Here is a 25,094-nt window from a genome sequence, read left to right as displayed (position 1 = left end):
ACTAAAGTCCTTACTACAAACCTTGCAAGCAAGAAGGACTAAAGTCCTTACTACAAACCTTGCTACAGTCGAGTTTTAGATTATTGAAAATTATCGAAACGCCACAGAACTTGTAAGTTGCTGTGGCGTTTTCTTATGAGAATAGGGGACTTTCGCCGCCAATTCTCACCCTAAGAAGGCAAGATAATTGATGACAGGAAATCCGAGGATCCGATCGCCCCATTAATCCCCACCAGATTCGCTAAAACCCGATCGGTTCCTGCGACTCGCAGCAACGTACCTTCGGGAGTGGTGCTCAATTGCAACTCCTGAAAACTCAGGCCAATCAAAATAAACTTATCGACACCGGCCTCAAAACCGATCGCAGTATCAGTACCACTGTCAGCACCCAAGACAAATCGATCGCTCCCAATACCTCCGATTAAAGTATCGTCGCCCAAGCCACCAAACAGCCAGTCATCACCATCACCCCCATTGAGCAAGTCGTTATCCTTACCGCCAATTAGGGTATCGGTGCCAGCATCTCCATTCAGGGTATCTTCCCCTTCATTGCCGTAGAGCAAATCATCGCCAGCATCGCCATTGATGCAGTCTTGCTGGTCGTTTGCGCCCACCGAGACAGCCCGGTTATCGGAGCGATCGCCATAAATGGTATCGTTGCCCTCGCCACCGCAGAGCTCATCGCCCCCGTCACCGCCGTAAATCTTGTCGTTGCCAAGATCTCCGTGGATGAGGTCGTTATTTTTACCGCCGTAAATGCTGTCATCGCCTTCACCGCCACTGATGGTATCGTCAGCTTCATCGCCGAAGAGTACGTCAGCACCAATGTTGCCAAAGATCAAGTCCTGGCCGTTGATATCTTGAGCTCGACTGCGAGCGCCACCGTATATCGTGTCATCGCCACTGTCGCCGACAAGGGTATCGGAGCCTAATTCGCCCCAAATCAAGTCATTCTCTTTGCCGCCCCAAACGCAATCATTGCCTTTGCCTGCTTGCACGGTGTCATTGCCGTTGCCACCGGCGATGATGTCGTTGCCGGTGTCGCCAAAGATTAAATCTCCTTCGCTAGCACCGTTAACTGAGTTGGAACCGCCTTTGTCGCCTAGCAGAGTATCGTTGCCTGCGCCGCCGTAGAGGGTATCAGAGCCTAATTGACCGTAGATTAGGTCATTGCCTTTACCTCCGTAAGCGCGATCGTTACCTTTGCCTGCAACCAGGGTATCGTTGGCTTCTTGGCCGCTGAGGAAGTCGTTGCCGTCGCCTCCATAGAGCAAGTCGCGTCCCTGGGAATCGAAGTCTGTGTTGCCGTTGAAACCGCCAAACAAGGTGTCATTGCCGGTGCCCCCAATCAACGTATCGGAGCCGATTTGGCCCGAAATGATGTCATTTTCTTTGCCTCCAAGGGCAAGATCGTTACCTTTGCCGGCATGGATGGTATCGTCGCCTTCGTTGCCGTTAATGATGTCTGCGCCGTTACCTCCGAAGATCAAATCGCGATCGTCCGCAGCGCTGCTAGAGTTATCGCGGCCGTTATCTCCCAAAATCGTATCGGCACCTTCATCTCCAAACAGGGTGTCAGAGCCTAAGTCGCCTGCAATCCAGTCGTTCTGCTTGCCGGCATGGATGATATCGTTGCCCTCGCCGCCGTAAGCAATATCCGTGTCAGTGTCCGCAAAAATCCTGTCATTGCCTTCATTGCCGTAAATTTCGTCGGCGCCGTCTTTGCCTAAAATCAGGTCGTTCCCTTTTAAACCGACGATTTTTTGGTTGCCTTTGTTGTCTGCGATCGAGTCATTGCCGTCTGTACCTTTGGTGGTTTGTCCCTCTCCCAGTTGCGAAATTGGCCGGACAAATCGAACTCCGGGCGCTGGTGGCGGCGGTGCAAAGTTAATTCCTGGTTTTTCTACAATGGGTTCGCACAGACAGTCGGTATCTGGTTCGGCGATCGGATTTGATATTGGGGTTGGTGTTGGCGCCACCTGCCCCAAGATTGCAGCCACAGTAGCGGTAGCGGGACTAATGCCGCCGCGATCGTCTGTAGCGCTGTAGCTGAAAGTGGCTCCCGTAAAACTTCCTGTGGCTTGGAAAAATAATTGCTCAATTTGTGCCGGAGTCAGGACTTGGCCTGGTGTGACGCGAACGCCGCCGTTGGCTGGATCTCCTAAAAATAGAACTCCTTGGTTGGCTGGGGGCAGGGTGTTGATGGTGTAAGAGGCGATCGACCCGTCGGGATCGCTGCCTCCCAATCCCGGAACCTGGGCGCTGCCACTGGGAGCAATACTGAAGTTAGCATTGTTCACCAATGGCGGTAAGTTGGTCGTCGGGCGAATCGCAGCAACAGTAGCGGTGCCGGGACTAATCAGCCCGCGGTTGTCGGTGGCGCTGTAGGTGAAATTGGCTCCCGTAAATTCGCCCGTCGTTTGGAAAAATAGTTGCTGAATCTGTCCGGGAGTGAGAATTTCACCGGGTGCGATCGCTATCCCACCGTTAGCAGGATCTCCTAAAAACAGTGTTCCTTGGTTCGCCGGTGGCAAAGTGTTGATTGTGAAAGAGGCGATCGTCCCGTCGGGGTCAATTCCTCCCAATCCTGGAACCCGCACGCTGTTGTTGGGCGGAATGTTGAAGTTGACATTTATGCCAACTGGAGGTTGGTTGAGAACAATTGGCGCCGGAGTCGGAGTCGGAGTTGGAGTCGGTGCCGGAGCTGGAGCTATGGCAGCAACTGTAGCATTAGCGGGACTGGTAGCACCGCGATCGTCCGTAGCGCTGTAGTTAAAATTCGCTCCTGTAAAGTTGGCCGTCGTTTGCAAAAATATTTGCTGAAGCTGTGCGGGAGTCAGAACTTGGCCGGCTGTGACGCGAACGCCTCCGCCCAAAGCCGGATCTCCTAAAAATAGGACTCCTTGGTCTGCCGGTGGCAAAGTGTTGATGGTGTAAGAGGCGATCGATCCGTCGGGGTCGGTTCCGCCCAATCCCGTGACTAACCTGCTACTGTTGGGCGGAGTGCTGAAGTTGACATTTGTGGCAACTGGCGGTTGGTTCGGCACCGGAACCAAAGCGGTAACTGTAGCATTGGCGGGACTGGTTGCGCCTTGATTGTCGGTGGCGCTGTAGGTGAAATTGGCTCCCGTAAAGCTGCCCGTCGTTTGGAAATATATTTGCTGAATCTGTGCCGGAGTCAGAACTTGACCGGGTGTGAGTCGAACGCCTCCGTTGGCAGGATCTCCTAAAAATACCTGTCCTTGGTCTGATGGGGGCAGGCTGTTGATGGTGAAAGAGACGATCGTCCCGTCGGGGTCAGTTCCTCCCAATCCCGGAACTCGCGGGCTGGTGTTGGGGGGAACAGTGAAGTTGACATTTGTGGCAACTGGCGGCTGGTTGGGAGGCGGCACTGGTGCAGGAGTCGGTGTTGGCACCGGTGCAGGAGTCGGTGTTGGCACTGGTGCAGGAGTCGGTGTTGGCACTGGCGCAGGAGTTGGTGTCGGCACCGGTGCAGGAGTTGGTGTCGGCACTGGCAGAGGGATTGCCGCTACAGTTGCGGTAGCAGCATTGGTGGCACCGCCGTTGTCGGTGGCGGTATAGCTGAAGTTGGTTCCCGTAAAGTTGCCTGTGGCTTGCAAAAATAGTTGCTGAATCTGTGCCGGAGTCAGAACTTGGCCGGGTGTCACCGCTACGCCTCCGCTGGCGGGATTGCCTAAAAATAGCTGCCCTTGAGAGACAGGTGGCACGGTGTTAATCGTAAAAGAGGCGATCGTCCCGTCGGAGTCCGTGCCTCCCAATCCGGTCAATAAAGCGGTGCTGCTGGGCTGCTGGCTGCTGTTGACAGGATTGGCAACCGGAGGTTTGTTGACCGGTGCGGGTGTTGGCGATGGTACTGGAATGGCGGCGGCAACGCTAGCGCTGGCGGGGGTGGTAGCGCCTTGATTGTCGGTGGCGCTGTAGCTGAAGTTGGCTGCGGTAAAAGTGCCTGTAGATTGGAAAAATAATTGATTGATTTGAGCGGGCGTGAGAATTTGACCTGCGGTGACGGCAATTCCCCCAGAGGCGGGATTGCCTAAAAATAGCACCCCTTGAGCGACTGTCGGCAGGGTGTTGATTGTGTAGGAGGCGATCGTTCCGTCGGGGTCGGTTGCTCCGAGTCCGACAATGTTGGCTGTGCTGTTCGGAGGTAGGCTGATGTTGGCGTTGTTGGCTACAGGAGGTTTGTTGGGTGTCGGCAGTACCGCAGAGACGGTAGCGGTGCCGGGACTGGTGAGGCCTTGATTGTCGGTAGCGCTGTAGGTGAAGTTCGCTCCGGCAAAGGAGTTGGTCGCTTGGAAAAATAATTGATTGATTTGAGCGGGTGTGAGAGTTTGACCCGCTGTGACGGCAATTCCCCCAGACGCGGGATTGCCCAGAAACAAGGTTCCTTGGGCTGCTGGCGGTAGGGTGTTGATGGTGAAGGAGGCGATCGTCCCGTCGGGATCTGTGCCTCCCAATCCGGTCAGTAAAACGGTGCTGCTGGGTGCGATCGCGCTGTTGGCGTTATTGGCTACCGGAGGTTGGTTCGCGGCAACGATCGCAGTTGTCACTTGAGCGTTCGCAGCCGTACCGTTGTTGTTGCCACTGTTGGGATCGGCGGTGGCGGCAGTGCTTCTGGCAGTGTTGACAACGCTGCCAGTGGCAGGAGCAACAACGCTGACAGTGCGGGTGATGGCGTTGGCTGCCCCGCTTGCCAAACTTGCGATCGCCGTCCAAGTGACAACACCTGTGGCAGGGTTGTAACTGCCACCGTTGGAAGCTGTCACTCCCGTTAACCCCAGAGGCAGAGTATCGGTGATGACGACGTTGGTGGCGCTGGAAGGGCCGGCGTTTTGGGCGGTGATGGTATAAGTGGCAGTGGCTCCCGGCGCGATCGATGCCGGGCCTGCTTTGGTGGTAACTACGTCCGCGCTGGGAGTGATCGTGGTGGTGACTTGCGCGTTTGCAGCCGTGCCGTTGTTGTTGGCAGTATTGGGATCGGCGGTGTCGGAGGTGCTTCTGGCGGTGTTGGCAACTGTGCCGCTGGCAGGAGCAACAATGCTGACTGTGCGGGTGACGGCGTTGGCTGCCCCGCTTGCCAAACTTGCGATCGCCGTCCAGCTAACAATACCTGTGGCTGGGTTGTAAGTGCCGCCGTTGGAGGCTGTCACTCCGGTTAAGCCCACAGGCAGGGTATCGGTGATGGAAACGTTGGCGGCAGCCGAAGGGCCGACGTTTTGGGCGGTGATCGTATAAGTGGCAGTGGCTCCGGGCGTGACAGATGCCGGGCCTGCTTTGGTGGTAACTACGTCGGCGCTGCTCGTTATCGTGGTGCTGACTTGAGCGATCGCAGCCGTGCCGTTGTTGTTGGCACTATTGGGATCGGGAGTTTCGGCTGTACTCCTGGCAATGTCGATGACAGTGCCGGTATTTGGGGTACTGAAGCTGACTGTGCGGCTGACGGCGTTAGCCGCACCGATGCCCAAAGTTGCGATCGCCGGGAAAGTGACAACACCTGTGGCAGGATTGTAACTGCCCCCGTCGGAGGCTGTCACTCCAGTTAAGCCTGCGGGCAAAGCGTCTGTTACCGTCACATTGGTAGCGCTGCTCGGCCCGCTGTTTTGTGAGGTAATTGTATAGGTGACCGTCGATCCAGCCACGGCTGTTGTCGGGCCTGTTTTTGAGGTGATGATGTCGGCTGTAGCGGGAACGATCGCAGTTGTAGCTTGAGATACTACCCCTTCACCGGTGTTGTTAATCAGGTTGGGATCGAAAGTGCTGCTGCTGCTAAATGCCAGGTTAGTTACCGATCCGATTGTGGCAGGTGCAGTCACGGTAATACTGCGGGTAACGCTGGCACCGTTAGCCAGAGTCGAAATCACTGGCCAACTGACACTCCGCGTTGTCGGGTTGAAAATCCCACCATTATCGGCGCTGCTGAAAGTTAAGCCCGGAGGCAGGGGATCTTGAATCAGGACGTTGGTAGCGTCGTTGGGCCCGTTATTGGTGGACGTAATGGTGTAAGTAATACTGCTGTTGGGTAGGGCAAATGCGGGGCCAGTTTTAACCGTGGCAATATCGGCTGAGATGGTAGGTGCTGTGACAGTTTCAACGCTGAGATTGCGAATTTCGTGAATGTTGGTCACTGCCCCTGTCGAACTAGCAAAACCAAATTTGAAAGTCGGCGGAATTGTGCCATTTACAGCCGCCAAATTTGGGATGTCGATCGCACTTTCGCCCGGGCCGTTAAATAAGTTGTCGCCGTTTAAGTCGATGTTAACGAAAAAACGGCTGGGTATTGTGGGAGTAGACGGTTGTAAAGTAATTTGAACTCTTTTTCTGGCAAGAGTGCGATCGGTAACGGTAGGATTATCTATGCCGCCGGGAATTACATTGTTAGTTAAAAACTTATATTCTCCGGTTTGGCTGCCTCTAATTCCTACCGCATCAGGTATCGATCCCGGGCCACCTAAACGCCCTTCACTCGGATCTGAAAAATTGCCATATTCGTCAAATCCAACACCTAAATAACCTCCGACAATCCCCGGTATACCAGAACTGTTGTTGGGAGCATAACCGAGAGAACCGCCGAATCCACCTGCTTGAGTTGGTGTAGCAGCCCCGTCAATTAAGAAGAAACTAATGCCGTCGGCACCGGTGCCGTCATAGGCAAATAAATCAAAGGCAACTCTGATGCCGTCAGTCGAAGAAATTGGGTTGTTGTAGATGACAAAAGCTGCTTGGTTGTTCGCATTCGATGTTAATCTTAAAGCGCCACTGCCCGGAGGATCGCCCAGCCCTAAACTGGGAATGATGCCGGGGCCGCTACCTGAGGTTAATCCCGGTTGAATTGCACCGCCGCTAGTTCCGTAGATCCAAGGCCCTAATGCTGTGGGATTTTGAAAGCTTTCGGTAACTAATGTTCCGAGGACATGATTGTAGGTTTTTAAGACTTCTGGTTTAAAGGCTAGTTCGGCATCGATTTGTCCTGTGGTAATTTCTAATTCCCAGTCGCCGCCTAGTGCTGCACTCCCAGTTAAGTTGTTAGAAGCAGCAATATTTGCTCCAGTTAATTCGCTGAGTTTTTGTATGAATTTAATGCCCGATTCGCCGACAGCTACGTTACATCCATAAAGTAAAATGCTACCGGGTTTGTTAAGGGCTTTTCCCCACTGCTGCAATTGACTGCTGTAGGTTTCTAGGTTATCAATATTCAGTTCTGTCCGACCGATCGCGACTGCTGCTTCTCGGCCGTGAGAAACTACGTGCAGGCTGTTGATGCTGTGGTAATGCCCCAAAAATTCGGTGATTTGTGCGATCGCATCTCTGGTTGGATCGAGCACCAATACTTCGCTTCCGGGTTTGACTCCACGGATCAATTCCTCGTAGTTTTCTACTCGGGAGTCAACAACGACTAGATATGTTTTCGATTCTAGATACGCTGTAGAGTTTGCTGGCTTAAAAAATAAGTTGTTGGTAGTGGTAATATTAGTAGATTTGCGTATTTTTACGGCTGACACATTCGACGTATTGGGGCTCGTTTTCATAGTTCGCTGATTTAGTTACTTAGTTTTAAACTACCCCCTTTGAGAACATTCGATATACACGGAAATATAAATTTACTGTAAATTATATTTACGAAATAAATTAAACACTTACGTGTTTTGTTGAAGTTAAGATGTGAGGGAAGGATTGGATAGACAATGCTGTATCAGCTTCGCGCATTAACCTAGGTAATAAATCACTACACCCTTAGATATGCAAGCATTATCTGGTTTTGATTGCGCCACTCAAGTATTTTTCTTGAAAAGAAATTAATCCCATAACCTTGAGATTGCGATCGGCACTTACTTACGTATTGCTGACAAAAAGGCAGTGATTCCGGTAACGGGATGCTTCTCAGTACAGTTGGGAGTGTAATTTTTTCTGAAATCTTGACCGTAAATCCACTGAAAAAAACGTTTCCGAGAATTAGAAAATTTTTTGATTGTAGCTTGGATTTACTACTTGTGGGAGTTGACATTGCCACGAACTTTACTTAATAGGGTTTCATCTCTAAAAAGCTCAGAACCAAGGCTAAACCATACAAAAAGTTACAGAATGTCAGGCAAATTAAGACAAGTGGGAGTTGACAAGTTACACTAATTTATGCTGTAGCGATCGGTTGTCCGCAGCCACAGGCCATGAAACGATCGCACAATTTCCACATTGAACATCAGGTTAGCAGCAAAAGATGTGTCAGATCATACCATCAGGTAAGTGGTGTTCACCAGCAGTTGAAGAGAGGAGTGCGGGTGCGCGCCTAGGGAATAGGCGCACCCAATCCCGCGCTGGTTAAACGTTAATATCGAGTTCGCGCACCAAAAAAGCCCATTCATCTGCCAATTCTTCAATGACTTTAGCGGTAGGTTTGCCACCCCCATGTCCCGCTTTTGTTTCAATCCGAATTAACACGGGTTTTTCTCCTGCGTGCGTTGCTTGCAAAGCCGAAGCAAACTTGAAACTGTGGGCTGGAACCACTCTATCGTCATGATCCGCAGTTGTAATCATTGTCGCCGGATAAGCAGTTCCCGCTTTCAGATTGTGCAGCGGAGAATAGGCGTGAATTGTGGGAAACTCTGCGGGATTGTCCGACGAACCATATTCAGGAACCCAAGCATGACCAATGGTAAACTTATGGAAGCGCAACATATCTAGGACGCCGACGGCGGGCAATGCTGCACCGAACAATTCTGGCCGCTGAGTCATGCAAGCCCCCACCAATAAGCCGCCGTTGCTACCACCTGCGATCGCCAATTTAGCAGGTTTGGTATACTTATTCTCGATCAACCATTCCGCAGCGCTGATAAAGTCATCAAACACATTTTGCTTTTTCAACTTTGTCCCAGCTTGGTGCCACGATTCGCCGTACTCGCCACCACCCCGCAAACAAGCTGTCACATAAACTCCGCCCATTTCCAACCAAACCAGCCTGCTAAGAGAAAAACTTGGAGTCAGCGAGATAGAAAAACCACCATAACCATACAGGTAAGTGGGGTTATTGCCATCTAGCTGCAAGCCTTTTTTGTGCGTGACAAACATCGGTACTTGCGTACCGTCTTTGCTGGGATAAAATATTTGTTTTGTCTCGTAATCCTCTGGATTAAAATCAACCTTTGGCTGCCGATAAATGCTACTTTCATCAGTCAGCATATTGTAACGGTAGATTGTGTTCGGAGTCGTGAAGCTGGTGTAAGCATAAAAGGTTTCGGTGTCGTGCCGCTTGCCGCCAAAACCTCCTGCCGAACCAATTCCCGGCAAGGCTACTTCTCGCGCAAAAGAGCCATCTAAGTTGAAGATTTTAATCTGAGTGTAGGCGTCTTTCAGGTAAGAAGCGACAAATTGATTGTTGAGAAGGCTAATGCCTCCCAGGGTTTCGGCTGCTTCGGGGATGATTTCGGTGAACCCCCCCTTGGTAAGGGGGGGATTCAGGGGGGTGTCAGCGCCCGCTAGGGATGAAGGAGGAGGGTTGTTAGTGTCGATCGCAATTACGCGGCCCAGCGGTGCATTCAAGTCGGTTTGAAACCAGAACAATGAGCCTTCGTTATCAATGAAACTGTACTCAGCCTCGAATTTGTTAATCAGTTCGACAATGCTTGATTCCGGCGCGGTTAAATCCTTGTAAAAAATCAGGTTTTGCGGGTCAGTGCCGAGCCAGACTGATATAATCAAATACTTGCCGTCTTCCGTAACACCACCGCTAAATCCCCATTCTTTTTGGTCAGGGCGATCGCAAATTAATACATCTTCAGATTGCGGAGTACCGAGCTTGTGATAGAATAGCTTTTGGTAATAGTTAACATCTTCGAGTTTGGTTTTTTCGTTGGGTTCATCGTAGCGGCTGTAAAAAAAACCTTTACCGTCGTGAGTCCAGGCTGCACCTGAGAATTTCAGCCATTTTAAATGGTCTGATAAATCTTCCCCAGTTTCCACATCGCGAACTTTCCATTCCTGCCAATCCGAGCCAGAAATTGACAAACCGTAGGCCATAAGTTGGCCGTCTTCGCTGAGAGCTATGCCGCCGAGAGCAACGGTTCCGTCTTCTGAGAGAGTGTTCGGGTCAATTAATACTTTTGGTTCGCCGTCGAGAGATGTTAAAGTGTAGAGTACGGATTGATTTTGCAGACCGTCATTCTTGTAGTAAAAATAGCGATCGCCCTGTTTAAAAGGTATGCCGTATTTCTCGTAATCCCACAGTTTAGTCAGGCGCTGTTTGATTTTTTCCCGCGCCGGAATTTGGCTGAGGTAGCCGAAAGTGACTGCGTTTTGAGCTTCCACCCAGGCTTGAGTTTCCTCTGAATCCGGGTCTTCCAGCCACCTGTAGGGGTCGGATACTTGGACGCCGTGGTAATCGTCTGTTTGCTCGGCTTTGCGGGTTGTGGGGTAGCTTAAAGGGCGATCGAATTGAGTCATATTTTTCACTCTCAGTAACTTTATTCAGTTTAACCTTTTTTACAAAATTGTCATTGCGAACCTCAATAAAGCAATCGCACTTTCTTCTCTCCCATCTTCCTACCCTTCGGGAACGGCTTCGCCGAACGTGTCCTTAGCGTCTTCGCGGTTCATTTCTCTTCTCTTTCAATTCACCTAATCCAATTCCCTCCTTCCTTCCAAAGCACGAGCCAAAGTTACCTCATCAGCATATTCCAAATCTCCCCCCATCGGCAAACCAAAAGCTATTCGCGTAACCTTGGTAAAAGGCTTTAATAAGTGACCGATATAAAGAGTAGTAGTTTCGCCTTCCACGCTAGGACTAATCGCAATAATAACTTCAGCGATCTTTTGCTGGCTGACGCGGCGGACTAATGGCTGAATGTTCAATTGTTCCGGGCCAATTCCATCCATCGGCGAGATGACACCGCCGACAACATGATATTTGCCGATGTATTCCCGCGTTTTTTCTAAGGCGATTACATCGCGGGATTCTGACACAACACAAATAGTAGAACCGTCCCGGTTAGTGTTGCGGCAAATTTCGCAAACAGGTTCAGCGGATAAGTGAAAGCATACTTTGCAAAAACCGACTTGTTTTTTGGCATCAATCAATGATTGAGCTAGGGCTTGCACGTCTTCTTCCGGTCGCTTTAAAATATGTAAAGCGAGTCGCTGTGCACTTTTTGGGCCGATTCCGGGCAAGCGCTGCAATTGTTCGATCAAACGGGCTAAGGGTCGAGTGTACATAAAATGAAGGAAGAGGGAAGAAGGAAGAAGGAAGAGGGAAGAAGGAAGAGGGAAGAGGGAAGAGGGAAGAATAACAGAAATTAACCGGGCGCATCTGGGGCGCATGAAAATATATCTGTAGGGGCGAAGCATGACCGCAGTAAATATGAGATTATAACTAATAAGTTATATGCGGTCATGCTTCGCCCTCTTCAAAACCCAGATGCACCCAATTAACCTCCGCTAATTTTAGCTTTGTAGCCCAATTTTTTGAGAATTTCGAGTAGCTTTTGCTTGTGTTCGCCTTGAATTTCAATTTCATTATCCTTAACTGTGCCGCCTGTGCCGCATTGGGCTTTTAGCTGCTTGGCTAAATCTGCTAAAGTTTCGGGTTTTTCTTGAAATCCGCTGATGACTGTAACTGTTTTGCCACCGCGTCCTTTTCGGGATGCTTCTACTTTCAAAGTTTGTTGATTCTGGGGAACTTCCGGGGTTCCTCGTTCGAGAGCAGCCGAGTTTTCGTAGTTACCAAACTCAGAGTAAACTACTCGTTTACCGTCGGTTGTTTTGTTGTCAGAATTTTTGCGCTTGGATGCTGCCATATGTTATACTGCCTGAACTTTTTTTACCAGAAATAATTGGTTGAAAGCCCCAAGCCTGCTCGGGAGAAATACAAATCAGACTATTCATTACTCCAATCCTCTTCCTTCTAGGTAGAGGTCGCTCTCAAACTGTCAACTGTCAACTGTCAACTGTCAACTGTTGAAGGGTATTTCTAGTTTTAGTGGATTGGTGTAAGGTTGCGATCGCTCGTTGAGACTCTGATATTATACCTATTGTATTAGCCCATCAAGGGAGAGCGGGAATTATTAAGTGTCTGATTGTTATCGATCGCTTTTGAGTGTTGCGGGTAAAGGCGATCGCTCTTGAATCGGATAGCGGCGTTGGGCGATCGTTTGTGTTAACGTTAAACTGCGATCGCCAGGTGCCGGATGAGTCGATAACAAAGCAATATCTAGACCAGATTTTCGCGCTAATCGCTGGAAAAAGTCTGCTGCGCCCGCTGCGTGCCCGTAATGGGAAACCAGCAGTTGTAAGCCAAATTCATCGGCTTGGGCTTCCTGACTACGAGAAAATTGGGCTTTGCTTAAATTGGAAGCGATCGCAGTAGCAACATTCACCAACCCACCTCCATCGCCTACGAACACCGCCACCACAAACTGTAACGCCAATCCCCGTCCAATTCCCCGCAAATGATCGCGATTGGCGAAATGACCCAACTCATGACCTAAGATCATCATCAACTCGTTTTCCGATTCCAATTGCTTTATTAAACCCCGATAAACAACAATTGTATCTCCAGGTAAGGCTAGCGCGTTTACAGTATCATCGGGAATGTAAAGTAGGCGATAATTGCGATCGATATTTTTTTGTTTAGGTAATTTAGTTTCCAGGCGATCGAGAAGTTGATTGAGGGTATCTTGTGCTGGAGAAGATTCCGCAAGACTTTCATAAGCTGGGATAACTAACGCCCCCAAGCGCTGTTCGAGTTCGGGGGGAATTAATAAAATCAGCCCATCTACCAGTTTGAGGCTTCCCCAAAGCAATAAACATCCTAATGCTAAAAAGATTCCTAATAAGGTTAGCAGTTGCCTGTTGCTTGTGGGTGGATTGCGATCGGTCATTCGATTTTAGATTTTAGATTTTAGATTTTGGATTGACTTGCGTGAGTTTGTAGGGTGCATCGCTACGAGTTATTGAATAGCAGTGGCAGATTATATGGCGACGCACCTTACACGGAATTTCCCAAAATTGTGTGTACCAAATATACATGGAATATGCTGTATATAAAAGCACCAAACTAATTGTTCTTTGTCGGTCGGAAGGGATTTAAAAAATTAATCAGAGGAAACAGATTGCGAGACTGTATCCACAGTTTCCCCTGTCCACTGAAACGACAAACTAAGCCTTCTCCACCTAAAATTCCCGTTCTCAAATTTTTCCAGGATAGTCCGCCCAGGACTTCAACATCATACTTCAGCGTATCCTCAAAGGCAACGATATAACCGGTGTCCACGATATAACTTCCATTGACTGGAATTTCCAGAATTGCGCCATAGGAATTAAACCAGATATCGCCTTGTCCAGTTGCTTTGAGAAAAAACAATGATTCGCCACTAAAGAAACCTTTTAATCCCTGAAATTTAGTATCAAGGTCTACAGTAGAACTCGATGCCACAAAAGCAGAAGATTGCAGCATCAAGCTATTGCCATCGAGGTGATAATGTTGAATATCGCCAGGAACTCCAGGGGAAACGTAAAGTATTCCAGAACGTTCCGGCGAAGTAAATTCGCTGATAAACAAAGACTCACCTGCTAACATTCGCGTGAGGCCTTTCATCAAACCTCCTTTGACTTTTGATTTCAGGGTGATGTGACTATCCATTGCTGCCATTCCCGAAGATTCTACCAACACCGTTTGGTTGGCAGGAATTTTGAGTTTTAGTTGGGCATAGGATGGAGAATGTTCGATTGTATATGAGATGTTTTTAGGCATATAAGTTAGTTGACAGTTGACAGTTGACAGTTGACAGTTGGCAGTTGGCAGTTGACAGTTGACAGTTGGCAGTTGATAGCTCAATAACGTTCAGTTAGAATGATCGTTGCGAGGAACACTTTACATGAATGCGATGTTTTATGAGGGTGTATTTCAGTTTGGCAAATATGTCTGTAGGGGCGAAGCATGACCGCAATCAATATGAAATTATAATTAATAACTTATATGCGGTCATGCTTCGCCCTCTTCAAAAACCAGATGCACCCTTTTATGAAAGCAATCTCCGTTTATGTTTTGCATATCGCGAGTCTCCACGCTTGCTACCTGGGAGGTAAACGATTGCCGACGGCTTGACCGAATGCTATGGTATTGTGGGTTTGACAGAACAGGCGACCGTTACCTTTAAATCGACAAACTAAACCTTCTCCACCGAGAAATGCACTCACCCAACTACTTCCTGGGGGCTTAGTAATTTCAAACTTTAAACTTTTCTCAAAGGCGACAATATGACCTGTATCAACAATGTATTCTCCTTTGACTGGAACTTCGTAAATTGCGCCGAAGGAACTCAATAGTACATCTCCTTGACCCCCCATATCTAGCCAGAAAATACTTTCTCCAGAAAACATCGATTTGAAGCCTTGAAAACCCAAGTCAATATTAACATCTGGTGTGCTAGCTAAATAAGAACCTGCTTGTACTACTAAGCCACTTTTGCCCATTTGATAGTGCAGCATATCGCCCAACATTTTGGGTGCTAAAAACAAGGTATTTTCCGGTGTTGGCGATCGAAATACACTTAAAAATAGCGACTCTCCGGCAATCATGCGTTTGAGTCCGCCGAAAATACCGCCACCTTTGCCTTGGCGCAATGTCGTACTTGCTTGTAGATTGCCACTCATCGCCACCATTGCACCTGCCTCAGCAACGATTTCTTCACCGACATTTAGAGTGATTCGGGCGATCGTGCTGTCGGGTTGTTGTAAAAGTTCAATTTTCATATTTGGTAGTAGGTAATGGATATATTCGCTCGCAAGTCAAACTTTACTTGATAAAAATTGCACCAAACCATCGATACTTCTGGATTGCAAGTAAATTGTTCCTTTACCCGTCACTTTATTCACAAACCCTTCCCCGGATGTAATCGAACCTAATAATCCGCCTGCCATTTTTATCGACATTTTCATTCCCGATTCGTAAGCTACTAAATGCCCTGTATCGACAATGAAGTCACCATTGATTTGCTTGCTAGTCAAACCACCATAGGCACCAAAAAATACTGTTCCCTGTCCGCTGGCTTGCAATTTAAATAAGCCTTCTCCCGAAAACCAACTGGCAAATCCAGCCCAGCGCACGCCTAATTTGATATCGGGGGTACTGGCAATATAAGCACCGGGTTGAAAACAGAGGTTATTTTCATAGACTTGAGCTTCGGCAATATCTCCGATTGTAGATTGAGAAAGAACGACTTGGAGAGACTGCCGTGTTGGATTGATAAATCGATTGACGAACAGCGATTCACCACCAAAAAACTTTTTCAATACACCTGACAAAAAACCTCCATTAAATTCTGTTTTCATTGTGAGTGCTGCATCCATTGCGATCATCGCTCCTGATTCAGCAATAATGCTTTCTCCAGGTTCGAGTGTAAGAAAAATTGTGGCAAAGGAAGGTTTATAACGAATGTCGATATCCACGATTTTGGTTTCCTGTTGTGTAACAATAACTAAAGGAAGTGAGAATTGTAGGTCTACGCTTTTAGTTTACTACGATTGAATGAGTCAACTGTTGCGTTCTTCAATAATTTTAACATATTGCATAAGGGGGCGGGTTTATGTAGATTGTTTGTTGGTATTAAATATTATTTGTAAAACCCGCCCCCGCCCAAGGACATCATTGCTAGTTGGAACTTTTTGTCTTTTGAATCATCTCCTCTATTGTTTCGGTTTCGCCAATTTCATAAAGACAAATCAGACCATCCTCAATGGTAAAGATTTGATGAATTGTTGCATCCGCAAGCACATTGCATTGCAAATCTTTAATAATTTGATGAACGGTGACAATGTTCCGATTGTTTTCGTCAGTCTCGAATTTTAACGTTTCAAGCTCCGGTTGAATATCCTTAAATTGATTTGTCCAATATTCGCGCACCGCATCGCGTCCATAAACGAAACCGCCTTCCACTCCGTTCGCCCATTTCACGTCTGGGCGCATCAACGAGATGATTGTTTCAATTTCGCGTTTGTTAAAAGCATCGTATAAATTTTGCAGAAACTGCTGATTTGAATTCATAATTGTTCACCATTACGAAGTTTCCATTCAATTAGTTTCCCCAGCGAGCGGGAACACGTCAACCTACCAAAAGTAAAGGTCGGGAGATTCTAGTTTCCATTCAATTAGTTTCCCCAGCGAGTGGGGATCCCTCGATTATAAACCCCATACAGCGCAACGTGTCCAGAGGCTATTTGCGAGGACTCCCAAAAATCTCTGTACAAACAACCTCTCATCTACAGAAAAAATCCCTGAAACCCTTACAGGGCAATATCTCGAAGGCTCCAACGAACTTCCGCCATCCTAGCGATTTTTGGCAGCCCTCGCAAAATTACCCGATCGCCCACCGCCCCGCCACATCCACTAGATATAATAAAATCTGTCCCCTTATCCCCACAAAGTCCGTGACTGTCACACCTCTGCGTCTCACCACAGAAACCACCGAAACCACCGCCCAACGCCCCGACTCCCTCGGTAGATTCGGCAAATTCGGCGGCAAATATGTCCCCGAAACCCTGATGCCGGCTTTATTTGAGCTTGAAGCGGCTTTTCACAAATACCGCAGCGAACCGGAATTTCAACAGCAACTTCAAGGATTACTTAAGGATTATGTCGGCCGCCCCAGCCCATTGTATTTCGCCGAACGCCTCACGGAGCATTATGCTAAACCAGACGGCACTGGCGCCCAAATTTACCTCAAACGCGAAGATTTAAACCACACTGGTGCTCACAAAATTAACAATGCTTTGGCTCAAGCATTGCTCGCAAAACGCATGGGTAAAAAGCGCGTAATTGCTGAAACTGGTGCTGGCCAACATGGCGTTGCTACTGCCACTGTTTGCGCTCGTTTCGGTTTAGAATGCGTTGTCTACATGGGCGTTCATGACATGGAAAGACAGGCTTTAAATGTGTTTAGAATGCGCTTGATGGGTGCTGAAGTGCGACCCGTGGCGGCGGGTACGGGAACGCTGAAAGATGCGACTTCTGAAGCGATTCGCGATTGGGTGACAAATGTTGAAACAACTCATTATATTCTTGGTTCGGTGGCGGGGCCGCATCCTTACCCGATGATGGTGCGCGATTTCCATGCGATTATTGGTCAAGAAACTCGCAGTCAGTGTCTAGAAAAGTGGAATGGTTTGCCAGATATCTTATTAGCTTGTGTGGGCGGCGGTTCTAATGCTATGGGTCTTTTTCATGAGTTTGTTGGGGAAGAAACTGTGCGGTTAATTGGTGTTGAAGCGGCGGGAGAAGGTGTGGATACCGATAAACACGCTGCTACTTTGACTAAGGGAACTGTGGGTGTTCTGCACGGGGCTATGAGTTATTTGTTGCAGGATAATGAGGGTCAAGTCATCGAGCCGCATTCGATTAGTGCGGGTTTGGATTATCCTGGTGTGGGGCCGGAACACAGTTATTTGAAGGATGCTGGTAGGGCTGAATATTACAGTGTAACCGATCAGCAAGCTTTGGATGCTTTTCAACGGTTGTCGCAGTTGGAGGGGATTATTCCGGCTTTGGAAACTGCTCACGCGATCGCCTATTTGGAGACTCTCTGTCCGCAGCTAACCGGTAATCCGCGCATTGTCCTCAACTGTTCGGGACGCGGTGATAAAGATGTGAACACTGTGGCGAAGGTTCTGAATATCTAGTTTACCGGAATTTCGGGCGATCGCCCTGTAGGAATGGTCAGACGGCGGTTTCAACCGCGTCTATATAAATGATGTCCGCCTCCGCCGACTTAGAAGATAACGTAATTTTCATCATCCGTTCTTCAACCCGCGGAGGCGGGTTTTGTCTGTGTAGCCGCGGTTTCAACCGCCCGGTCTTCTTTATCTTTAATAGTTCATGTACAAACCTTTGATTTTAATGTCTCTAGGATTCCTGGCAATCCTACCTAATTGTACTCAACTCATTCCTACACAATCGCTCCCAGAAACTTCCATGAATACTAATATTGCTGCTACGAGTTCAATTGCTGAGTTAGAAAAAGCTGTTAACCAACAGATCAATCAATATCGAGCCTCGAAAAAGTTGCCGCCGCTGACTGTCGATCCGCGAATTAGTCAGATAGCCAGAATTCACAGCGAAAATATGGCGAGTGGGAAAGTTAAATTTAGCCACGATGGATTTGAAGGGCGGGCGAAAGCAATTACTGTTCCCTATCAAAGTGTAGCTGAAAATGTTGCTTACAATTTTGGCTACAGCGACCCGGTTGGCAATGCTGTTGAGGGTTGGATTAAAAGTGAGGGCCACCGCAAGAATATCGAGAGTCAATTTAATTTGACTGGTATTGCGATTGCCAAAAATGCCAAAGGGGAGTATTATTTTACTCAGCTTTTTGTCCGTAGTCGATAAGAAGAAGGAAGAAGGAAGAAGGAAGAAGGAAGAAGGAAGAGGAAAGAAGGAAAGATTAATTATCGATTCCCGATTACCGATGCCCGATTACCGATTACCGATGCCCGATTACCAATTACCGATTACCAATTACCGATTACCAATAACCAAGAATGGAATTTCCAGATTTTCAAGTGTGCGATCGCGATATCTCCGATGATCTGCTATCTTATTATTTGACGGCGGAGGCGATCGCCGTTGATACGGAAACGATGGGTTTGATGCCCTGGCGCGATCGCCTGTGTTTGGTGCAGTTGTGCGATCCGCAAGGTAAAGTGGCGGCGGTGCGGATTGCTAAAGGCCAGACGGCGGCGCCAAATTTGAAAAAGCTCATGGAAGCTGAAAATATTGAGAAGGTATTTCACTTTGCGCGCTTCGATCTGGCAACAATGCGTTACAATTTAAGTATTGACATTGCACCTGTTTTCTGCACAAAAATAGCTAGCAAGTTAGCCAGAACTTATACTAACAGACACGGACTTAAAGAGTTAATCCAAGAGTTGGAAAAAGTAGAACTCAATAAAACTTCTCAAAGTTCGGATTGGGGAAATTCCGAGCATCTTTCTGATGACCAATTGAGCTACGCTGCTAACGATGTCCGATATTTGCTGGGCGCTAAACAAAAGTTGACTGCTATGTTGCAGCGAGAGGAACGCTGGGAAGTTGCACAGCAATGTTTTGGGTGTTTGCCAGTTTTTGTAAGTTTGGATTTGTTGCAGTACGATAAGATTTTCGAGCACGGTTCATCTTAGGTGCGATCGCACAACTGCACTCACATAGGTTTGTAGTGAGGAATGCGAGTCCTTCTTCAGATTTTGGATAAGGAAGGACTCGCATTCCTCACTACGAACCTAATTATTGTTATTTATTTGATCGGGCTAGATTTGAGTTAAAGAAAGTTCAAAACTTACAACTATTTCTAATTAGAAATCCTCGGGATTCTGTTCTTGCATCAAAGCTTCAAGTTGGTCGTCAACATTTCTGACAACTTGTTCCAAAGCGGGTAAACCTTCCAAAGGTAAAGGAGAAAGCCGAGTGCGATCGCGAATTTGATTCACTTTCCGCTGCAATTCTTTGGCCAGTTGCAGTGCATCTCGACTCAGAGTAGACAATTGCTGCTGCTGGTAAAACCTCAAAGCTGCTCCCCGCAAGACTTGCAGCGTTGCTTCTTCCTTGCCACCCACGGGCATTACTCGCAAGCGCAACAGCAAATGAGTTTTTCCATAGATGCGTTCTACTTCGACTTGTTTGGGATGTTCCACCGGGGAAACAGGCATATCTGTCAGCCGTTTCAACTCGTCGATGACTTCTTGAAACAGGAAGGGAGAGAGACCTTCGAGGATCGATTTCAAAACGCCGTCTTGACTCCAAAGAATCCTACCTTGGGACTGGTGTCTCTCAAAAAACAGCCTACCGATACCGTCTACGAGCACTCTACCGAGCAATTCTTGCAGCAGTTGGGGCGCGGGTAAAGTTGCCAAAACTTCGACGGGGCTTGACAAGTGCACGGCCTCGACATCCAAAACCGAAAGTTCTGTCGGCGTCAGCAAAACCTCAGCATCGGGAGGTTTCAACCGATCGGGAACCCGAATGGAGGGTTCGGGTACAGACAGCAGGGTGTCTGCTTCGGAGCTTGATGTTGTTGGTGCGGGATTTATTGGTGTTGGGGCTGGTATCGGTGTTGGGGCTGGTGTGGTTTCTGTCAGGCTGGGTTCTCTGACTTGGTTCCCGTGGAGCAAGTAAGCTGAGAGCATCGAACGCTGAGTTTCCGGGGCAATTTGCTCCGTTGTCACCGAGCAATTCATGTATGCTAAAATCCGCTGCACGTAGTCCAAAGCGGAGTCATCTTGCACATCGACTACGCCCAATTTAAATAGATTGCCTTCTAGAGATAAAGGCAAAACTTGATAGTAAAGGCAAGCTTCAAAGGGAACAACTGTATCGATTAGTTGAAATATTCGATCGGAGTCCATTGTAGTCGCCGAGTCTGTTGAAGATGTATGTACCATTAGCTTCTCTGTAGTCGGAAGCGCGATCGCGCTATACCAACCTGATTTATAAAATTAAACCATGCAACTTCCCTGACGTAGCTAGGCATCTGAAACCCGGAAGCTTTTATGAAAGAAAAATATTGGGTCTCAGAATTTTCTCTCTTCTGTATTCCAGTCTCAAATTCTACAGAAAGATTGACAACTAGATGATCGCGGGCGGACTATCGACTAACTATCATTTATCGCCCAAGATTGATTCCTATGGCTGGCAAAGATAGAATTTTGTCTGAATGCCCAAGTATGACAGATACACCAGAACTGATGATTGACGTGCAACTGCTGAACTGAGGATTGGTTAAAAAATCCTGAAGAGTCGATCGTCCTACTAATATCTTACTCCACAAAGTTCACGGTGAGCATCCCCGATCGCGAGCGTCAGTCAATTTGAGATTTGAGATTTGAGATTTGAGATTGACTCCTCTAGATGAATCTGGGATGTGGATCTTTGGTCTAAAATTTGGGGATCAGCGCGATTTAAGTACGTGGGACGGTATCCGTTTTTGGGTGAGATCGCGGCAGCACGCGCGATATCCCGATCGATATTACCTGATTCGATCGCGCGGTTTCCACGGGGAAACTCGCAGCAAATCTGGCTGTTCGGGAATTGATTTGTAGCGCGAATTCGGAAAATTCCTACCGCCAATTAACAATTAGCAATTCCCTCCGCTACGCTTCGCCCGCCACTCATTACCAATCTACTCGTTTCGGAGGGATTGAGCAGCTAAATAGAGTTTGCTCCACTCGCCGATGACTTGATTGGTTTTTAACTTTAATTCAGAGGCGATCGTCTCTACACTTTTCCCTGCTTTGAGCGATTCTATCAACTGTCGCTGCACCGGCGTGAGATCTTGTAAATATTGCTGCCACTGGGCGGGAGTCAAGCCCAAACTGTGTTCTTTGAGCGAAATTTCCAGCCAGTTAGCGACTAATTCTGGTGCTTGTTTGACTGCAAACACCCGAATCGCGTGGTAACTGACTTTTTCTCGCAAGCGGTAAATTTGTTTGACTGGCACCTTCAAATCCTCAGCAATTGCCTCTTGGGAACGGCCTTGCAGGTAAAGCCGCAGCCATCGCGAAGCCAGCGGATCGACTTCAGCAGTCAAGTAATTCTCAAATTCTTGTTGGACAATCTGCCGCTGAGTTTGCCGTTCTTCCCAAGCTTGATGTTCTCGATAATCCGACATCGCCTGTTCGTCTAGCAAGCTGAGCGGTTCGTCTGTATCGTCAGGCAGAACCTGTTCCGACACCAGCCGCACCCAATCTCCCGCCGGGACTTGCGTCAACCCGCCCCGCTGGGAACGCCGCAGGTAGTTGACGAAGCGGTACACCAGCAGCGGCTGGTTGCGGATCGGCCGCAAGCAGTATTCTTCTGTGCTCGCTAGCAGCAAAGCATTTCGCAAGCGCTTATCTGTTGTGCATTCGGCAATCCAGGCGACTTGCTGCTGGAGGTAGCGATCGGAATTCAGCATTTCCTGAATCACTTCTTGCAGTACCTCTACCGCACTGCGCTGTCTGTCGCGACTCAATGAAACCCACGCTTGGATTTTTTGCCGGAGCACCACCAAACCGCCCAGGCGCCCGATCAAGTTGCGGTAAGCTCTTTCTGGCGCTACTCCCAGATAGCGCTGCTGCAAAATTCGATATAAAAAGTCGATCGCCCCAGAAGCGACAGCGAGTTGAGTCGGATTTAGAGTGTCAAATCTTTCTGGCTTGTCTCCCAACAGCCAGCGAACAACACTCTCGCGAGTGCTAGAGCTCTCGTCGGGGCAATCTTGTTCGAGTCGCGACTTCCAATCTTCTGCTAGTCTTTCCGCCAAGGTCATGAGCTGCTGAGAATATCTTTCACCCCCGATTTTAAGTGCTATGCTGATCATTTGAGTGTTTTTTAGCTCTAATCAGACCTGTGACCGGTAAAATAATTCTGTGATGTTATTATCGCGATCGCAATTCCAGGCTATTTTGACGGCCGATCCATAACTTTTGTAACGATCGAATCGGGAGATGAATTGCCTCTTGACAAAAACACCAAACTTTGTTATGTAAAAATTTTAGGTCAACTAACGCACTCACCAGCCAATTACCAATTACCAATTACCAATTACCAATTACCAATTACCAATTACCGATTACCGATTACCGATTACCAATTACCGATTACCAATTACCAATTACCCATTACCCATTACCAATCCGTAGCTCCCTCACTTCACAATTTCTATATGCCTAACTTTTTATTAGAACTCGGCACCGAAGAATTGCCCGCATCTTTTGTCGCAGGCAGCGTCCAACAGTGGCAGGAACTCGTACCTGCAACTCTGGCAGAACAATCTTTGACAAATGAATCAATTAATGTATACGCAACTCCGAGGCGTTTGGCCGTTCTTGTTAAAGGACTGCCAGTTAAGCAATCAGACAGAGAAGAAGAGGTAAAAGGGCCGCCCGCAAGTTCGGCTTTTAAAGATGGCAAACCGACGAAAGCAGCCGAAGGTTTTGCGAAAAAACAAGGCGTAGAAATCGATGCTTTGGAAGTTCGCGCTACCGATAAAGGCGATTTTGTGTTTGTTCTCAAACAGATTCCGGGGCGGATGACGGCGGATATTTTGGTCGAACTTGTGCCGCAGTGGATTAACAAGTTAGAAGGCAAAAGATTTATGCGGTGGGCTGACGGAGATTTGAAGTTTCCGCGCCCGATTCGATCGATCGTAGCGCTGTTTGATGATACTGTACTGCCGATCGCATTGGTCAGCGGTTCAGATACCGTCAAGAGCGATCGCATTTCCCAAGGACATCGGGTGTTGCACACCCCCCCTACACCGGAGATGGGGGGGGTCTCGATTCCGCAAGCCGAGGATTATGTCGAGTGTCTGCGGGCTGCTGGCGTGGAAGTCGATCGACAACAGCGCAAAATCCAAATTCAAGCACAAGTAGAAGCCGCCGCCACCAAACAAGGCGGTTACGCCGACATTACCGAAGATTTGTTAGAAGAAGTCACCGACTTAGTAGAATGGCCCAACGCCGTAGTCGGCAAATTTGACGACGGTTTTTTGATGTTACCGCCGGAAGTAATCACCACAATTATCGTCACCAACCAGCGCTATTTTCCAATTCTCAAAAGCCCAGAATTCCCCGAACTCCTACCCTATTTCATTACAATTTCCAACGGCGATCCGGCAAAATCGGCGATTATTGCCGCAGGTAACGAGCGAGTCGTGCGGGCGAGATTGGCAGACGGTCAGTTTTTCTACAAAGCAGACTTGGTAAAGCCTCTAGAGGATTATTTGCCAAAGTTGGAGACGGTCACTTTCCAGGAAGATTTGGGTACAGTGCGCGCCAAGGTCGATCGACTGTGCAAGATTGCCTCTCTCATCACCAAGCAACTGCAAATCACCGCCGCAGAACAAGCTTACATAGAAAGAGCAGCATTGCTTTGCAAAGCCGACCTTGTAACCCAAATGGTTTACGAATTTCCCGAAATGCAAGGAATTATGGGGCAGAAATACGCCTTAGCTTGCGGCGAACCGGAAGCCGTAGCAACAGGAATTTTCGAGCATTATTTGCCCAAAGGTGCGGGCGATAATTTGCCGCAAACTCTCACAGGTCAAGTTGTCGCAATCGCTGACAAATTAGATACATTAGTCAGCATCTTCGGCTTAGGAATGCTGCCGACTGGTTCCTCCGATCCCTTCGCCCTGCGCCGCGCCGCCAATGCAATAACTAACATTATTTGGGCGGCTCAGTTGCCAATCAATTTGCACCAACTACTTGCAGAAGTTGTCGCAGAATTTACCGCGGTGCGCCCCCAAACATCGGCGGAGTTGCTATCGCAATTATACGAGTTTTTCCTGCAAAGAATTCGCACTTTGCTGCAAGAAGAAAAGAATGTAGATTATGATTTGGTGAATGCAGTTTTGGGAGAAAACGACCCAGAATATACTGAACGAGCATTGAGAGATTTGTTGGACGCGCTGGAAAGAGCAATTTTCCTGCAACAAATCCGCAATGACAAGACTTTGGATCTGATTTACGAAACAGTCAACCGTTCGACTCGTTTGGCGGCTCAAGGTGATTTGGATAAGGTAGAATTGGAACCGAAAACGGCGGTGAAACCCGAGTTATTTCAAAAGTCTTCCGAACAAGCTTTTTACGATGCTGTGGTGCAGTTAGTGCCGCAAACGCTGCTATCGAAGCAAACTCGCAATTACCAACAGTTGGTAGATAGTTTGACGGAGATTGCTCCGGCTGTGAGCAGCTTTTTTGACGGGCCAGAAAGCGTTTTGGTGATGGATTCTGACCCGGAAATTAAGCGCAATCGCTTGAATTTACTGGGTTTGTTGCGGAATCACGCGCGGGTGTTGGCTGACTTTGGGGCGATCGTCAATCGATTTTAAATTTTTAAGGTACGTTGTTGCGCTTCAGCGCTCTTTCCTGCGGGATCATCTCATTTTTGTAAAAAGCATTTTTTCTTTGAGGTGCTCGCACTATAATAAATGCAAAACTGAGATACTCCCCTTTCATACATAGATGAAAGAGCGCTTAAGCGCAACAACATACCTTTTTTCGTAAATTAAGCATAATGGCCAATAGGCAAAAATTCATGCAAGGTTAAGATATAAACTTAG

Annotated in this window: 17 protein-coding genes; 6 read left to right on the top strand and 11 right to left on the bottom strand. The window is 48.1% G+C overall.

The genetic code is table 11. From position 1 onward, the window contains the following. Window positions 1–170 precede the first annotated feature (170 nt). The 9 genes from JGK22_RS03385 to JGK22_RS03345 all read right to left on the bottom strand — a co-directional run bounded on the left by JGK22_RS03385 (window position 171) and on the right by JGK22_RS03345 (window position 16,048). Complete coding sequence (locus tag JGK22_RS03385) at window positions 171–7,547, bottom strand: DUF4347 domain-containing protein (RefSeq protein WP_293312328.1); 7,377 nt, start codon at window positions 7,545–7,547, stop codon at window positions 171–173. Window positions 7,548–8,334: 787 nt separating this feature from the next. Next, entirely contained in the window at window positions 8,335–10,452 is a 2,118-nt protein-coding gene (locus tag JGK22_RS03380; RefSeq protein ID WP_293177958.1) for a prolyl oligopeptidase family serine peptidase, read from the bottom strand. 174 nt (window positions 10,453–10,626) lie between these two features. Next, complete coding sequence (recR, locus tag JGK22_RS03375; RefSeq protein ID WP_293177858.1) at window positions 10,627–11,220, bottom strand: recombination mediator RecR; 594 nt, start codon at window positions 11,218–11,220, stop codon at window positions 10,627–10,629. Window positions 11,221–11,432: 212 nt separating this feature from the next. Continuing rightward, window positions 11,433–11,801, bottom strand: coding sequence for a translation initiation factor (locus JGK22_RS03370; RefSeq protein WP_293177861.1), 369 nt, complete (start codon window positions 11,799–11,801; stop codon window positions 11,433–11,435). Window positions 11,802–12,083: 282 nt separating this feature from the next. Beyond that, window positions 12,084–12,884 carry a M48 family metallopeptidase gene (locus JGK22_RS03365; protein WP_293312326.1) on the bottom strand — a complete coding sequence of 267 codons (801 nt, stop codon included), beginning with the start codon at window positions 12,882–12,884 and terminating at the stop codon, window positions 12,084–12,086. Window positions 12,885–13,060: 176 nt separating this feature from the next. Beyond that, window positions 13,061–13,756, bottom strand: a complete 696-nt coding sequence (locus tag JGK22_RS03360; protein ID WP_293177961.1) for a TIGR00266 family protein — start codon at window positions 13,754–13,756, stop codon at window positions 13,061–13,063. 320 nt (window positions 13,757–14,076) lie between these two features. Next, window positions 14,077–14,757: a TIGR00266 family protein gene (locus tag JGK22_RS03355; protein WP_293204832.1), complete on the bottom strand. Its 681-nt coding sequence runs from the start codon at window positions 14,755–14,757 to the stop codon at window positions 14,077–14,079. A gap of 36 nt (window positions 14,758–14,793) precedes the next feature. Beyond that, the gene (locus JGK22_RS03350) at window positions 14,794–15,453 is read right to left on the bottom strand and encodes a TIGR00266 family protein (RefSeq protein ID WP_293177870.1); all 660 of its coding nucleotides are present in this window, start codon (window positions 15,451–15,453) and stop codon (window positions 14,794–14,796) included. A 202-nt stretch (window positions 15,454–15,655) separates the two neighbouring features. Then, window positions 15,656–16,048: a nuclear transport factor 2 family protein gene (locus JGK22_RS03345; protein WP_293177873.1), complete on the bottom strand. Its 393-nt coding sequence runs from the start codon at window positions 16,046–16,048 to the stop codon at window positions 15,656–15,658. Between the two features lie 383 nt (window positions 16,049–16,431). Between JGK22_RS03345 and trpB the strand changes: the two genes are divergently transcribed. The 4 genes from trpB to JGK22_RS03325 all read left to right on the top strand — a co-directional run bounded on the left by trpB (window position 16,432) and on the right by JGK22_RS03325 (window position 19,176). After that, a complete protein-coding gene (gene trpB / locus JGK22_RS03340) occupies window positions 16,432–17,679 on the top strand; it encodes a tryptophan synthase subunit beta (protein ID WP_293312324.1) in 1,248 nt (415 codons plus the stop codon). A gap of 292 nt (window positions 17,680–17,971) precedes the next feature. Then, window positions 17,972–18,385, top strand: coding sequence for a CAP domain-containing protein (locus tag JGK22_RS03335; RefSeq protein ID WP_293191212.1), 414 nt, complete (start codon window positions 17,972–17,974; stop codon window positions 18,383–18,385). After that, complete coding sequence (locus JGK22_RS03330; RefSeq protein ID WP_293177883.1) at window positions 18,369–18,584, top strand: hypothetical protein; 216 nt, start codon at window positions 18,369–18,371, stop codon at window positions 18,582–18,584. Before JGK22_RS03335 ends, JGK22_RS03330 begins: the two co-directional genes overlap by 17 nt. Beyond that, window positions 18,538–19,176, top strand: coding sequence for a ribonuclease D (locus tag JGK22_RS03325; RefSeq protein WP_293177886.1), 639 nt, complete (start codon window positions 18,538–18,540; stop codon window positions 19,174–19,176). The genes JGK22_RS03330 and JGK22_RS03325 overlap by 47 nt, the downstream gene beginning before the upstream one ends. A 171-nt stretch (window positions 19,177–19,347) precedes the next feature. Here JGK22_RS03325 and JGK22_RS03320 read toward each other — a convergent pair whose 3' ends face one another. Next, on the bottom strand, window positions 19,348–20,433 hold the full coding sequence (locus tag JGK22_RS03320; RefSeq protein ID WP_293177889.1) for a hypothetical protein: 1,086 nt from the start codon (window positions 20,431–20,433) through the stop codon (window positions 19,348–19,350). A gap of 453 nt (window positions 20,434–20,886) precedes the next feature. On the opposite strand from JGK22_RS03320, the gene JGK22_RS03315 reads away from it, so the two are divergent. Beyond that, complete coding sequence (locus JGK22_RS03315) at window positions 20,887–21,090, top strand: hypothetical protein (RefSeq protein ID WP_293177892.1); 204 nt, start codon at window positions 20,887–20,889, stop codon at window positions 21,088–21,090. A gap of 80 nt (window positions 21,091–21,170) precedes the next feature. Here JGK22_RS03315 and JGK22_RS03310 read toward each other — a convergent pair whose 3' ends face one another. After that, on the bottom strand, window positions 21,171–22,349 hold the full coding sequence (locus JGK22_RS03310; RefSeq protein ID WP_293191216.1) for a HetZ-related protein 2: 1,179 nt from the start codon (window positions 22,347–22,349) through the stop codon (window positions 21,171–21,173). Window positions 22,350–22,481: 132 nt separating this feature from the next. Here JGK22_RS03310 and glyS point away from each other — a divergent pair, with 132 nt between their 5' ends. Beyond that, window positions 22,482–24,863, top strand: a complete 2,382-nt coding sequence (gene glyS / locus JGK22_RS03305) for a glycine--tRNA ligase subunit beta (RefSeq protein ID WP_293312322.1) — start codon at window positions 22,482–22,484, stop codon at window positions 24,861–24,863. Window positions 24,864–25,094 lie beyond the last annotated feature (231 nt).

Origin of the sequence: Microcoleus sp. PH2017_08_TRC_O_A (assembly GCF_020738665.1) — a bacterium.
GTDB lineage: Bacteria > Cyanobacteriota > Cyanobacteriia > Cyanobacteriales > Microcoleaceae > Microcoleus.
Note: the sequence above shows the minus strand (reverse complement) of the source record. Positions and strands in the feature narration are given on the sequence as shown.